Below are 12,445 nucleotides of genomic sequence, written 5' to 3' on the forward strand. Positions count from 1 at the left end.
CAGGTCGATCATGACGCGCATCATTTCATTACTGTTTGCTAGCTTTATTGCACTGGCCGCCTGTACGCCGGGTGGATCCCCAACCTATGGGGCAGATGGGCGCCCACTACCAACGGTGTACAAGATCCGTGGCAATCCAGAAAAGCTGCAATTCCGGATGTTGGATTCGGTTAACGCCCTCCGCCAGGCATCGGGCCTTCAGCCGGTACAACTGAATGCTCAGCTCAATGCCGCGGCCGCCACCCATTCCAAGGATATGGCGCGACAGAATCGGCCCTGGCACTTTGGCTCGGACGGATCTTCGCCGTTGGATCGGGCGACGCGCGTCGGCTATTACGGCACCTTCCTCGGCGAGGCGATCTCGGAAACCTATGAGACCGAGACCGAAACGCTGGCCGCCTGGATGCAGGAACCCGGACCGCGAAATGTCATCATGGATGCCAAAGCCACTCAGATGGGCTTTGCCTGGCACCAGGAGAACGGCGGGAAAATCTGGTGGACCCTGGAAATGGGAACCGGCGGTTAAAACGCAAAAGCCCCCGAAAACCGGGGGCTTTTTTATTGCCTTTGGGGCAGTTAAGCCGCCTGGACCGACTGCGCCTCGGTCAAAATTGCATAGAGCTTGACCGGATCAGGATTGGCGCGCAGCTTTGCGCAAACCGACGTATTGCGCAGCGTTCTGGACACCAGTGCAAGCGCCTTTAGGTGGTCCACACCTGCCTCTTCCGGGGCAAACAACGCAAAAGCGACATCAACCGGCTGGCGGTCTACCGCACCGAAATCAATCGGCTTTTCCAGCATTACGAAAACGCCAGCCACTTCGGCCAGATCACCCAGCCGCGCATGTGGCAGGGCAACTCCATGACCAACGCCTGTTGGGCCAAGGCTCTCCCGCTCGAGCAGGCCATCCACAACAACCTGCGCGTCAAGACCAAGGGCCCCCTCGGCAACATCGCCGATTTCCTGAAACAACCGCTTCTTGCTGGAAGCGGCGGACAATACACGTACCGCCTCGGGCTTCAGTATGCTCGAAAGCTCCATGATCACGCTCCATGGCCTTGCCCCCGCTTGCGCAGGGGCTTGCCTTGCTATTCTTGCCTGTTACGGATCAATCCAGCCAATGTTGCCGTCCTCACGGCGATACACGACATTCAATCCGTCCTTGTTTTCATTCCGGAACACCAGCACCGGGGCGCCGGCTAGTTCCATCTGCATTACGGCTTCACCAACACTCAACGATGGGATCTTGGTTTCCATCTCAGCCACGATCATCGGCTGCAGCGTTTCAGGTTCATCAGCCGACTCTGATTCGTCAGAGGCGAGGATATAAGAGGAAGCACCAAAGAGTTCAACCGGCTCGGATCGGTCCTTGTGATGGTCCTTGAGGCGGCGCTTATACCGGCGCAACTGCGTTTCCATCTTGTCACAGCAGGCCTCGAATGCTGCGTAGATTTCGATAGCGTGGGCCTTGGCCTGCGCAGTCAGGCCGGTCGAAAGATGCACGGTGGCTTCGCAAACATACTCATGCGCAGAACGGGAAAAGACGACATTGGCGTCGGTCGGGCGCTGGGCATATTTTCCAACAACCTCCCCTAGCTCGGTCTGCACATGGGTCTGCAGCGCCTCGCCGATGTCGATCTGTTTTCCGCTAATTTGGTAACGCATGTGATCTCCTTCACAATTCACACCCATTTTGACGCTGCGTTACGCAGCGCACGTGTTTTTATCGGGTGGGGGATATCGGCATATTCCGCAGTTGCTGAGAAACGTACCCCTTAGCAAAGGTGCACCGCGATCCCGACTGGAACTGAAGAAATGCCATAACCCAATTGAGGCAAGAGACGGCGGCAGAGTCAATCAAAACAGGCGTGTATATACGTGATTTCAGCCATGCGCTGGGCGCAATTCCGCGCAAGCCTATGAAATACGGAAGTTTTCGCCCAAATAGACCCGGCGGACATTTTCGTTCTCGACGACTTCATCCGGCGTGCCCGACATCAGCACCTGACCATCATGCAGGATATAGGCCCGGTCCACGATTTCCAGTGTTTCGCGCACGTTATGGTCAGTGATCAGCACGCCGATGCCGCGCTTTTTCAGGTCCGCTACCAGATGGCGGATATCGCCGACGCTGATCGGGTCCACGCCTGCAAACGGCTCGTCCAGCAACAGATATTTCGGATCAGCCGCAAGACAACGGGCAATTTCGACACGGCGACGCTCGCCACCGGACAATGCCAATGCCGGGGCGCGGCGCAGATGTTCGATCGAAAAATCGGACAACAGCTCTTCCAGCCGCTCTTTCCTGCGATGGCTGTGCTTCACGGTGATGTCCAGAACGGCGGCAATGTTGTCCTCGACACTCATCCCGCGGAAAATCGACATCTCTTGTGGCAGATATCCGATCCCAAGCCGCGCGCGCCTATACATCGGCAGGGTCGTCACGTTTTGGCCGTCAATGGTCACAGTGCCAGCTTCGGGAAAGACAAGCCCGGCGACCGAATAGAACGTTGTGGTCTTGCCTGATCCGTTCGGACCCAACAAGGCAACCACCTCGGACCGGCCCAACGTCATCGAGACTTCGCGTATCACGGTCTTCTTACGGTATGATTTCCGCAGTTTCTCGATCCTGAGGCCGGAACCGCCTTCGGCCACAGACAAATTCGGACGCTCCATCAGTTGCTATCCGGATTCAGAATGGTTTTGACGCGGCCAGTCATCTTTGCCGTTCCGGTCGTCAGATTGGCATTCATCTGATCGCCGCTGATAACGCTGGGGCCTTGCGTCAAAAGCACATTTCCGCGCATCACGATTTCGCCCGAGTCGATTGTGTATTCGGCCCAGTCGCCTTCGGCTGCATCAGGCGGGCTGACAAGAACCACATCATTTGTCGCCTCCATCCGCTCGATTCCGGACCTGTCGGCATTGTAGATGACCAGGACCCGCTCGGCGGTCAGGCGCATCTCACCCTGCACGATCAGGACGTTACCGATAAACTCGGCCGTGCCGTCTTCTTGATTGACGTTTAGGGATTCCGAGGTGACCTCGACCGGCTGGCTTGGATCCGCCTTGGCTGACCCGAAGGCGACCTGCGTTTCCTGTGCCGACGCCGAAAAGGCACCGACCATCAGCGCAAAACTAACAACAGCAAATCGCAAATCAATCACGGCTTATCTTTCTGTTTTTTCAGGCTCGTATACCAGCTTAACACCATCTGTAAAAAGAATATGGACCGGCCCATCCTTTTTTTCGGTTCCAAATGTCATCCGTCCCGCGGAAAAATCTCCGATGATGCCGGTGCCATCGACCTGACCCGGAGTGTCGCCGCGGATTTCATCCAGAGAGGTATTTAGAAGATCAGTTCTGACCTGAATTCCGTCTGTCGTCGTTATCAGGACGTCCCCAACAAACGTTGCGGAATTCTTGTCCGGGCGGATCATACCGGAATTTGAATCCATCGTTATGACGCCGCCATTCAACAATCCCAACCGCCCTCTAAACTCGGCAGTCGTGGGCAATGACCCTTCGCGCCCCTGGGTCGCTTGGGCCGCCTGAATTTGAACTTCCTCGCCTTTTCTGGTTGTTCCAAGATAATGGGGTTGGGTCACCACTTGGTCGGCCAGACGTTCATCTATGTCTTTTTGGGTAAACGGGACGGACACGCTGGTTTCGATGCTGCGTGATAGCAGAAAAACCGTCGACAGCAGAACAATGGCTGCCAAAGGCAGCAACACCTTCAGAAATTGCACCATCCGGGAATGTCCGTCCATCGAACGCCCCTCTACCCCAGACCAACGCGCAGGCAATCATGGATATGCAGCACGCCCAAGGCCTGGTGGTCACTGCCCTCCTCGACCACAAACAAAGAGGTGATCTTGCGGTCATTCATGATGGCCACCGCCTCTTCGGCCAACGCGCCGGGCGGGATGGTTGTTGGGTTCTGCGTCATCACCTGCTCGGCCGTTTTGCCCAGCAAGCCCTCCATATGACGCCGCAGATCGCCATCGGTGATGATTCCCACCACCTGACCTTGCGGATCGACAACCCCGGCAACGCCAAAGCCCTTGCGGCTGATCTCGATCAGCGCATCGCTCATGGGTGTTCCGACCGAAACCAGCGGCAACGCATCGCCCTTGTGCATCAGATCCTGCACCGTGCTCAGCTGTGCACCTAGTTTTCCACCGGGATGAAAGGCGCGGAAATCTTCGGGTTTGAAGTTGCGATACTTCATCAACGCTATCGCCAGCGCGTCGCCCATGGCCAAAGTCAACGTCGTGGAAATCGAAGGCACCATGCCATAGCCGCAGGCCTCGCCCAATGACGGGATCAATAGATGCACGTCTGCCTGTTTCATCAGCGTGCTTTCCGGCTTGCTGGACAGGCCAATCAGTGGAATGCCAAAGCGGCGGGTAAAAGCCAGCAGGTTGGCAAGCTCTGGCGCTTCGCCCGAATTCGAGATGGCCAGAACCACATCGCCTTTTGAAACCATGCCCAGATCGCCATGGCTGGCCTCGGCCGGGTGCACGAAATAGGCCGGTGTACCGGTGCTGGCCAGCGTGGCCGCGATCTTGTGCCCGATATGACCCGACTTGCCGATGCCGCTGATGATGATGCGGCCCGAGGCCTGCAAAATCAGCTGAACCGCTTGGGCAAAATGTTCATCCAGACCGTCGGCCAGTACCTCCAGCGCGCGGGCCTCGTCTGTCACCACCTGACGGGCGGTTCTCAGAAATGCTTCGGTATCAGTCATGAGTGCGCAAAAATATCCGTTTCTGGCCATCCGGCTAGATCGAGTTTCGCACGCATCGGCAAGAAGTCAAAACAGGCCTGCGCCATCTCGGTCCGGCCCTCTCGCGCCAGGCGCTTGTTCAACTCCTCCCGCAGGCGGTGCAGATACAGAACATCCGAGGCGGCATAGTCCAGCTGCGCCTCGCTCAACGTTTCGGCGCCCCAATCGCTCATCTGCTGCTGTTTCGAGATATCGACGCCGATCAGCTCACTGCACAGGTTTTTCAGCCCGTGCCGGTCGGTATAGGTGCGCACCAGACGGCTGGCGATCTTGGTGCAATAGACTGGCGCGGCTAACGCACCAAAGGCGTGATACATCGCGGCAATGTCGAAACGGCCAAAATGGAACAGTTTCAGCACATCCGGGTTTTCCAGCATGGCACACAAGTTCGGTGCCTCGGTCTGGCCCTTTTCGACCTGAACGATATGCGAATTGCCATCGCCGCCCGACATCTGGATCACGCAGAGGCGGTCGCGATGCGGGTTTAGACCCATGGTTTCACAGTCAATGGCCACCACCGGCCCCATATCCAACCCGTCCGGCAGGTCGTTTTTGTACAAATAGTTAGCCACCCGAGTATTCCTTTGCGCGGTATCGCCACCGAGATAGGCGCTTTATTCCCTAAACTCAACGCCATCCCTGTACGCCAGCCGGTTGCCGCTGTCGCAGTTGGTCAAGACCTAAATGAAGGTTTGGGGTGACAGAGCCTTTAGACTGCGGCAGATATCAATCAATGTTGAGCGTTCTTAGAAATCGGACCTATCGCCACCTGTTAGCCGCGCAGATCGTAGCCCTGACGGGCACTGGGCTGGCCACGGTCGCGCTGGGTCTGTTGGCCTTTGAACTGGCAGGGGATGCGGCCGGGCTGGTGTTGGGCACCGCGATGACCATCAAAATGGTGGCCTATGTCACGGTCGCGCCATTGGCGGCCGCGTTTGCCGAGCGGCTGGACCGGCGCAAGATGTTGGTGGTGCTTGACCTGATCCGTGCGGCTGTCGCGCTGTGTCTGCCTTTTGTGACCGAGGTCTGGCAGGTTTATGTCCTGATTTTCGTGCTGCAATCTGCCTCGGCCGGATTTACCCCTGCATTTCAGGCTACAATCCCCGATGTACTGACAGATGAGCGCGAATACACCCGCGCCCTGTCCCTATCGCGGATGGCATATGATCTGGAGAGCCTGCTAAGCCCCGTATTCGCCGCAGCCCTGTTGTTGTTGGTCAGCTTCAACAGCCTGTTCTGGGGCACCGCCCTGGGATTTGTCGCTTCGGCGCTGCTGGTGGTGTCGGTGGCTTTGCCATCACCCAAACCAAGTAAGCCGCGCGGGATATACGAACGGACAACACGTGGCATACGCATCTATTTGAACACACCCCGGCTGCGGGGCCTTCTTGCCCTGAGTTGGAGCGCGGCAGCACTCAGCTCAATGGTGATCGTCAACACTGTGGTCATCGTGCGATCAGATCTGGGGCTGTCGGAAAGCGCCGTTGCCGCTGCGCTGGCCGGTTTTGGTGGCGGCTCTATGCTTGCCGCTTTTATCCTGCCCCGGATGCTGGACCGGATCGAGGATCGAAAGGTCATGTTGGCCGGCGCCCTTCTGTGCTGCGTCACCATGGCCGGAGCCGCCGCGATATTTGCGACAACCCCGCTGTCTTTGGGTCTGTTGATCGTTTTGTGGGCCCTAGCTGGCTTTGGCTATTCCACCACGCTGACGCCGTCTGGCCGCCTGCTGACCCGCTCGGCCCATCCCGAAGACCGCCCCGCCGTCTTTGCGGCCCAATTCACGCTGTCTCATTGCTGTTGGCTGGTGCTGTATCCTCTGGCAGGCGGGCTGATGACCCTGTTTGGGGCCACAACCGCCCTGAGCTTTATGGCGGCGATGTCCTTTCTGGGTATTATCGGTGCGGTCACCCTTTGGCCGCGTTCTGATCTGCATTCGGTGATCCACGACCATCCTGACCTGCCGCGTGACCACCCGCACGTGGCCGGCCCGCCACCGCATGCTCATCCCGTCATAATAGACGACCTGCACCCCCGTATCCCGCGTGAGCCTTGAGCCCTGCTGCCGTTTTGCCCTAAACCGGAAAAACCAGACCCGCACCGGAGCGCCAATGGATCAGCTTGACCGCCGCATCATCTCAGTCCTGCAACATAATGCCCGCGAGTCGACCACAAAAATCGCGGCAAAACTGGGCGTTGCCCGGACAACCGTGCATGAACGCATCAGCCGGATGGAAGAACGCGGCATCATTGCCGGCTATTCCGTGATCCTGAACAGCCCCGAAGATGCCCCCCGCGTCCAGGTTGTCGTTCTGCTCGAGGTCCAACAGAAGGAAACCACCCGTATCATCAAGCGGCTCGAGGCCTATCCCGAGGTTAAACTCTGTCTTTCGATCAACGGTGACTTTGACCTGCTGTTGACCGCTGACGCGCCAAGGATCGAGGATCTGGATATTCTCGTTGATGATCTGGCACGAATCCCCGGTGTTCTGCGCACCAATACGAGCGTTGTTTTTGGTCGGCGGATTGATCGAATCTGATTGACTGATAACCCTCTGTAAACCAAGGCAAGGCTAGCGTGGCCCGGATTGATCAGAATCCCGGACCGGCAGAATGCCAAATCGCCTATTCATTGTCATAGCATGTGTTGCGTTGCTTCTGGCAGCGCGTCAGAGCTTTGCGGGCGCGGAGGCCCGGATGTCTCAGACATGTGATCAGGCCGCCCGCCGCGCGGCCCTCGCCCAAGACATACCGCTTGATGTTTTGCGTGCCATAACGCGGGTTGAAACTGGCCGCGCGATCAAAGGCCGACTTGAGCCTTGGCCATGGGCAATCAATGTCGAAGGGCGCGGCCATTGGTTCCAATCTGAGCAGGAGGCTAAAGCCTATGTCGCGGATATTTTCCAAGCCGGAAAGCGCAGCTTCGATATCGGGTGCTTTCAAATCAACTATCGCTGGCACGGGCAGGCCTTTCAGTCGATCGATGCCATGTTCGACCCCGAGACTAACGCCAGCTACGCGGCGCAGTTTCTGAAACAGCTTTACGCCGAACTTGGGTCATGGTCGGCAGCGGCGGGGGCCTATCACTCGCGAACCCCGGCTTTGGCCAAGACCTATTCCAGCCGCTACCAGATTGTTCATGCTCAGCTTGACCCGGCCCCGGCAGTGCAAACTGCCCGCATGTCGCGTGATCCCTTCACACAACCCGCCGCACCGCTGTTCCCGGTGCAAATCACCCAGTTTCCGACGGGTGCGATGGGCTCTTTGATGCCAGCTGCGGACACCCAAACAGCCTTCATCGCCTTCAACTAGGAGAAATACGTGCCCAGACTTGATGTCCGCTCCCTGTTTTCTCCGACTGTTTTGCTGGCGCTTGCGTTGATGACCGTCATCGTGATGATGATCCTGCCCATGCCGTCCTGGGTTCTGGATGTCGGACTGGCCACGTCCTTCGCCCTGGCGATCCTGATTTTCACGCTGACCCTGTTTATCGAGCGGCCGCTGGATTTCTCTTCCTTCCCGACCATCCTTCTGGGGTCATTGATGCTCCGGTTGTCGTTGAACGTCTCATCGACCAAGCTGATTATCGGTCAGGGGCACACCGGCCCCAATGCCGCTGGTGACGTGATTGAGGGGTTCGCAAGCTTCGTCATGGGCGGCAGCATATTCCTGGGCCTTGTCGTGTTCGGCGTCCTGTTGATCGTGAACTTTATGGTCATCAACAAAGGCGCGGCCCGCATGGCCGAAGTTGGTGCGCGATTTGCCCTGGATGGGATGCCGGGGAAACAGCTGGCCATCGACAGCGATATGTCCGCGGGCGCCATCGATCATCAAGAGGCCAAGGAACGGCGCGAACGGGAACAACAGGAAACCACCTTTTTTGGCTCGCTCGACGGGGCGTCGAAATTCGTCAAAGGAGACGCGGTTGCCGGGCTTTTGATCACCCTGCTGAATCTGGTCATGGGTCTGGTCATGGGCGTGATCGTGCATGGGATGCCGGTGTCATCGGCGTTCGAAACCTACGCGATCCTGACTGTTGGCGATGGCTTGGTCTCGCAGATACCGGCTGTGATCATCTCGATTGCCTCCGCTTTGCTTCTGGCGCGTGGTGGAACACAGGGCGCAACTGACACCGCCATCTTATCGCAACTGGGGCGCCACCCGGCCGCCCTTGGCACTGTTGCCGGGTTGATGGTGCTTTTCGCGCTGGTTCCCGGCCTGCCATTTCTGCCCTTTATTCTGGGGGCCTGCGTTTTGGGCTACGCCGCCTATGCGGTGCACCGAAAACAGCACCAGCGAGAAACTCAGGCACAAACCGCGTCGACCGAGGCAGACGAACCGGTATCACAAGCGATTGGCGATATTCTCGACCTCGATGATGTTCACCTGGAATTCGCACCGGATCTGGTCAGCATGGTCCTGAACCAGGGCACCGGACTGGATGCACGCATTGCGAATATGCGGACCTATGTCGCCTCGACCTTTGGATTGATCCTGCCCGATATCCGTCTGACCGATCGGGCCGAGCTACCGATGGGGACATATGTCATCAAGGTACATGGGGTGGAACAGGCCCGTGGTGCCCTGAACCCCGATCTGATTCTGGCGCTGGTTCAGGACGGGCACGATCTTTTGCCCGAGGGCAGGGATGTCACCGAACCCGTCTATGGTGCCCCTGCGCGTTGGATCCTGCCCAAAGATCAAGAGGCCGCAGCTATGAGCGGCGCGACGATTGTCTCACCCCCGGAAATACTGGCCACGCATCTGCTGGAAATCATCAAACAGAACTTCTCGCGTCTGTTGACGCTGAAGGCGCTACGCAGGCTGCTATCAGAAATGGCCCGGCTCAGCGACCCGGTCCGGGCCGAGGCAAACAGGGAACTGCTGGACGAGTTGATCCCCGACAAGGTTCCAATCGACACACTTCACGCCGTCCTGCGCCTGTTGCTGGACGAACGGGTTTCGATCCGCAATCTGGCGCTTATCCTCGAAAGCATCGCCGAGGCGCGCCTGACCACCACGCAACCCGAGGGGATTTGCGAACTGGTGCGTCAGCGACTTGGGTTCCAGCTTGTGGCTGACATGAAACGCGAAGACGGGTCGATCCCGCTGATCCAGCTGGCACCGGAATGGGAAGACACATTTGCCACCTATCAGGTCGATGCGCCCAATGCAGGGCTGGATGTCGCCCTGCCCCCGAACCTGTTCAACAAGCTTGCCGACGGCGTGGTGGACAGTGTCTCGCATTCCGCCGACCATGGCATTTTTCCCGCCGTCGTAACCTCGACCCGGCGCCGCAGGCTGCTGCGTACGATCATGCGTGCGCGCGGCGTGTCCAATCCGGTCCTGTCATTTGAGGAAATCGGGCTCGAGGCGCGGCCCGCACTTGTAGGCACGGTACCCGCATGATCGCCCTCCCACCCGAACTCTTGCCGCACCTGGGCTCTGGGGCCTGGCATTTCTTTGGTGTTTTCCTGCGCGTTTCCGCAATGGTGTCCTTGATGCCCGCATTCGGGGAACGCAGCATCCCCACCCGGGTCAAACTTGGCATTGCCGTTGCCTTTACGATGATCGTGGCATCGGCAGTGCCAGCCAAAGAGTTCGATCCCGAATTCCTGTCCATGGTCCAGCTGATCACCACCGAAATTCTTGTCGGAATGGCGCTGGGGATGGCGCTGCGCATCTTTGTTCTGACCCTGCAGACGGCAGGGTCCATCGCCGCACAGGCAACGTCACTCTCGCAAATTCTGGGCGGGGCAGCGGCTGATCCGGTTCCGGCCATGGGCTATCTGCTGACGCTGGCCGGGTTGGCCCTTGCTGTACTACTTGGCTTGCACATCCGTTTGGCAGAGTTCTTGATCCACAGCTACGATCTGTTTCCCACCGGCGCCATGCCCGCAGCTCCGGATTTGTCCCAATGGGGCGTGGAACGGGTCTCGTACAGTTTCAGCCTGGCATTCGCCCTGGCGATGCCTTTTGTGATTGCCTCTTTGATCTACAACCTTGCGCTTGGTGTCATCAACCGCGCCATGCCACAGCTGATGGTGGCATTTGTCGGCGCCCCGGCCATCACATTTGCGGGGCTGTTCCTGCTGTTCGCCGGTGCGCCTCTGATCCTGTCGGTCTGGTCCGATGCCCTGTTTGATTTCATGCAGAACCCGCTGAAAGTTCCGAGATGAGCGGACAGGACGACGACAGCGACAAGTCATACGACCCGACGCCGCAAAAGCTTCTGAAAGCACGGGAAAAGGGTGAGGTCGCCAAGTCAAACGACCTGTCTGTTGTCGCGGCTTATGTCGGGCTGCTCATAGGTTTGCTTTTGGCAGGCAAGATTGGTGTTCAGCATCTGGGAACATTGTTTGTCGTTCTGATCGACCAATCCGACAAGATCGGCACCATGTTGACGGATGGCCCGGCTGACGGTCTGGTGGGAGGGATGCTTGGCAAGGCCGCAATCTCGATGGCAACCATATTTGTTGTTCCCGCCACTGCGGTTCTGCTGAGCCTGATCGCCCAAAAGGCCCTGGTTTTTGCCCCGAGCAAGCTGCAGCCCAAATTGTCGCGGATCTCGATTCTCTCCAACGCCAAGAACAAATTCGGGCGCGGCGGTCTGTTCGAATTTGCCAAAAGCTTTGCGAAGCTGCTGATTTACTGCGTCTGCCTGTTCATGTTTCTGCGCGCCAACCTGCCCGAGATTCTGACCGCCAGCGCTGCGCCGCCGCAATCGTCGATCGTCTTGATGATGAATCTTTTATTCCGGTTCCTCTTCATCGTCGTCACCATCGCACTGGCCATCGGAGTCGTCGACTATATGTGGCAATACTCCGAACACATGCGCAAAAACCGGATGTCCCGCAAAGAAATTCAGGACGAGACCAAAGACGCCGAAGGCGACCCGCATGTCAAACAACAGCGCCGCCAGCGCGCGCAGGAAATTGCGGCAAATCAGATGATGGCGGATGTCCCAACTGCGGATGTAGTCATCGTGAACCCGACCCATTATGCGGTGGCTCTTAAATGGCAGCGGACAGCCGGGTCAGCACCGATCTGCGTGGCGAAAGGTGTCGACCAGATTGCCGCCGCCATCCGCGCCTCGGCCGCCGAGGCCGGGGTTCCGATCCACTCGGATCCCCCCACCGCGCGGGCCCTTCATGCGACCGTCGAAATCGGGAATGAGATCGCCCCCGAACACTATCGCCCTGTCGCTGCGGCCATTCGCTTTGCCGAAGCCATGCGCAAGCGCGCGAAGGACAGAATTTGATGCGGTTTACCGGACTTGCCGATCTGAAGCGTTTATCCGACGCGGCCTTCCAAAAAGAGCAGCAGGCCCTGCGCCCCTATATCGAAGCCGAGGCCGAGATATTACAGAAACTGCACCGGCTGGACGCACAGCTTTTGCTAGCCCGCCAAAGCAGCGGCGAGGCAGGTGGATATCAGGTCACGGGCACGGATGTGCTGTGGCGGGGATGGGAAGAAGCGACCCGGCGAAAGCTCAATACTGAGCTGGCGCGCGTCCGGGCGCAAAAGCTAACCAAGATGCAGGCCTTGCGGAAAGCATTCGGGCGCAAACAGGCCCTAGGGCAGTTGATCAAAACACAACAAAAGGCCCGCCGCGACAGGCTGGTGAAAAAGCGGTCACAGCAATAGGCGAGCCGAAAT

Annotated in this window: 15 protein-coding genes; 8 read left to right on the forward strand and 7 right to left on the reverse strand. The window is 58.2% G+C overall.

Going from position 1 to position 12,445, the window contains the following annotated elements:
* Positions 1 to 10: 10 nt before the first annotated feature.
* Positions 11 to 526 carry a divisome-associated lipoprotein DalA gene (gene dalA / locus AC2FJ5_RS15075; RefSeq protein ID WP_142638285.1) on the forward strand — a complete coding sequence of 172 codons (516 nt, stop codon included), beginning with the start codon at positions 11 to 13 and terminating at the stop codon, positions 524 to 526.
* Between the two features lie 50 nt (positions 527 to 576).
* Here dalA and AC2FJ5_RS15080 read toward each other — a convergent pair whose 3' ends face one another.
* From AC2FJ5_RS15080 to AC2FJ5_RS15110, 7 genes are all read right to left on the reverse strand, one after another.
* Positions 577 to 1,041, reverse strand: a complete 465-nt coding sequence (locus AC2FJ5_RS15080; RefSeq protein ID WP_142638287.1) for a PTS sugar transporter subunit IIA — start codon at positions 1,039 to 1,041, stop codon at positions 577 to 579.
* A 60-nt stretch (positions 1,042 to 1,101) separates the two neighbouring features.
* Positions 1,102 to 1,665, reverse strand: a complete 564-nt coding sequence (hpf, locus tag AC2FJ5_RS15085) for a ribosome hibernation-promoting factor, HPF/YfiA family (RefSeq protein WP_271950796.1) — start codon at positions 1,663 to 1,665, stop codon at positions 1,102 to 1,104.
* Between the two features lie 252 nt (positions 1,666 to 1,917).
* On the reverse strand, positions 1,918 to 2,676 hold the full coding sequence (lptB, locus tag AC2FJ5_RS15090; RefSeq protein ID WP_142638291.1) for an LPS export ABC transporter ATP-binding protein: 759 nt from the start codon (positions 2,674 to 2,676) through the stop codon (positions 1,918 to 1,920).
* Positions 2,676 to 3,128 (reverse strand): LptA/OstA family protein, encoded by a 453-nt coding sequence (locus AC2FJ5_RS15095; protein ID WP_142638458.1) that lies wholly within the window; start codon positions 3,126 to 3,128, stop codon positions 2,676 to 2,678. The genes lptB and AC2FJ5_RS15095 overlap by 1 nt, the downstream gene beginning before the upstream one ends.
* Positions 3,129 to 3,170: 42 nt before the next feature.
* Positions 3,171 to 3,770, reverse strand: coding sequence for an LPS export ABC transporter periplasmic protein LptC (locus tag AC2FJ5_RS15100; protein ID WP_142638293.1), 600 nt, complete (start codon positions 3,768 to 3,770; stop codon positions 3,171 to 3,173).
* 11 nt (positions 3,771 to 3,781) lie between these two features.
* Positions 3,782 to 4,750 (reverse strand): KpsF/GutQ family sugar-phosphate isomerase, encoded by a 969-nt coding sequence (locus AC2FJ5_RS15105; RefSeq protein WP_496709739.1) that lies wholly within the window; start codon positions 4,748 to 4,750, stop codon positions 3,782 to 3,784.
* On the reverse strand, positions 4,747 to 5,361 hold the full coding sequence (locus AC2FJ5_RS15110; RefSeq protein ID WP_496678582.1) for a ribonuclease D: 615 nt from the start codon (positions 5,359 to 5,361) through the stop codon (positions 4,747 to 4,749). Before AC2FJ5_RS15110 ends, AC2FJ5_RS15105 begins: the two co-directional genes overlap by 4 nt.
* A gap of 161 nt (positions 5,362 to 5,522) precedes the next feature.
* Here AC2FJ5_RS15110 and AC2FJ5_RS15115 point away from each other — a divergent pair, with 161 nt between their 5' ends.
* From AC2FJ5_RS15115 to AC2FJ5_RS15145, 7 genes are all read left to right on the forward strand, one after another.
* Positions 5,523 to 6,842, forward strand: coding sequence for an MFS transporter (locus AC2FJ5_RS15115; RefSeq protein ID WP_496793842.1), 1,320 nt, complete (start codon positions 5,523 to 5,525; stop codon positions 6,840 to 6,842).
* Positions 6,843 to 6,897: 55 nt separating this feature from the next.
* Positions 6,898 to 7,326: an Lrp/AsnC family transcriptional regulator gene (locus AC2FJ5_RS15120; RefSeq protein ID WP_142638301.1), complete on the forward strand. Its 429-nt coding sequence runs from the start codon at positions 6,898 to 6,900 to the stop codon at positions 7,324 to 7,326.
* A 73-nt stretch (positions 7,327 to 7,399) separates the two neighbouring features.
* The gene (locus AC2FJ5_RS15125; RefSeq protein ID WP_496793843.1) at positions 7,400 to 8,098 is read left to right on the forward strand and encodes a transglycosylase SLT domain-containing protein; all 699 of its coding nucleotides are present in this window, start codon (positions 7,400 to 7,402) and stop codon (positions 8,096 to 8,098) included.
* A 69-nt stretch (positions 8,099 to 8,167) separates the two neighbouring features.
* Complete coding sequence (flhA, locus tag AC2FJ5_RS15130) at positions 8,168 to 10,195, forward strand: flagellar biosynthesis protein FlhA (RefSeq protein ID WP_496793890.1); 2,028 nt, start codon at positions 8,168 to 8,170, stop codon at positions 10,193 to 10,195.
* Positions 10,192 to 10,965, forward strand: a complete 774-nt coding sequence (locus AC2FJ5_RS15135) for a flagellar biosynthetic protein FliR (protein WP_496793844.1) — start codon at positions 10,192 to 10,194, stop codon at positions 10,963 to 10,965. Before flhA ends, AC2FJ5_RS15135 begins: the two co-directional genes overlap by 4 nt.
* Positions 10,962 to 12,047: a flagellar type III secretion system protein FlhB gene (gene flhB, locus AC2FJ5_RS15140; RefSeq protein ID WP_496793845.1), complete on the forward strand. Its 1,086-nt coding sequence runs from the start codon at positions 10,962 to 10,964 to the stop codon at positions 12,045 to 12,047. Before AC2FJ5_RS15135 ends, flhB begins: the two co-directional genes overlap by 4 nt.
* A complete protein-coding gene (locus AC2FJ5_RS15145) occupies positions 12,047 to 12,433 on the forward strand; it encodes a hypothetical protein (protein ID WP_496793847.1) in 387 nt (128 codons plus the stop codon). Before flhB ends, AC2FJ5_RS15145 begins: the two co-directional genes overlap by 1 nt.
* Positions 12,434 to 12,445 lie beyond the last annotated feature (12 nt).

It is taken from the genome of Ruegeria sp. CDSA221 (assembly GCF_059611825.1).

What these genes read in the sequence shown, in the direction of transcription:
- lptB (WP_142638291.1), bottom strand. Translation starts at nt 2,676, where the DNA reads ATGGAGCGTCCGAATTTGTCTGTGGCCGAAGGCGGTTCCGGCCTCAGG.
- AC2FJ5_RS15125 (WP_496793843.1), top strand. Translation starts at nt 7,400, where the DNA reads ATGCCAAATCGCCTATTCATTGTCATAGCATGTGTTGCGTTGCTTCTG.
- flhA (WP_496793890.1), top strand. Translation starts at nt 8,168, where the DNA reads ATGACCGTCATCGTGATGATGATCCTGCCCATGCCGTCCTGGGTTCTG.
- AC2FJ5_RS15105 (WP_496709739.1), bottom strand. Translation starts at nt 4,750, where the DNA reads ATGACTGATACCGAAGCATTTCTGAGAACCGCCCGTCAGGTGGTGACA.
- AC2FJ5_RS15115 (WP_496793842.1), top strand. Translation starts at nt 5,523, where the DNA reads ATGTTGAGCGTTCTTAGAAATCGGACCTATCGCCACCTGTTAGCCGCG.
- AC2FJ5_RS15080 (WP_142638287.1), bottom strand. Translation starts at nt 1,041, where the DNA reads ATGGAGCTTTCGAGCATACTGAAGCCCGAGGCGGTACGTGTATTGTCC.
- AC2FJ5_RS15095 (WP_142638458.1), bottom strand. Translation starts at nt 3,128, where the DNA reads ATGGTCGGTGCCTTTTCGGCGTCGGCACAGGAAACGCAGGTCGCCTTC.
- AC2FJ5_RS15135 (WP_496793844.1), top strand. Translation starts at nt 10,192, where the DNA reads ATGATCGCCCTCCCACCCGAACTCTTGCCGCACCTGGGCTCTGGGGCC.
- AC2FJ5_RS15100 (WP_142638293.1), bottom strand. Translation starts at nt 3,770, where the DNA reads ATGGACGGACATTCCCGGATGGTGCAATTTCTGAAGGTGTTGCTGCCT.
- AC2FJ5_RS15145 (WP_496793847.1), top strand. Translation starts at nt 12,047, where the DNA reads ATGCGGTTTACCGGACTTGCCGATCTGAAGCGTTTATCCGACGCGGCC.
- dalA (WP_142638285.1), top strand. Translation starts at nt 11, where the DNA reads ATGACGCGCATCATTTCATTACTGTTTGCTAGCTTTATTGCACTGGCC.
- flhB (WP_496793845.1), top strand. Translation starts at nt 10,962, where the DNA reads ATGAGCGGACAGGACGACGACAGCGACAAGTCATACGACCCGACGCCG.
- AC2FJ5_RS15120 (WP_142638301.1), top strand. Translation starts at nt 6,898, where the DNA reads ATGGATCAGCTTGACCGCCGCATCATCTCAGTCCTGCAACATAATGCC.
- hpf (WP_271950796.1), bottom strand. Translation starts at nt 1,665, where the DNA reads ATGCGTTACCAAATTAGCGGAAAACAGATCGACATCGGCGAGGCGCTG.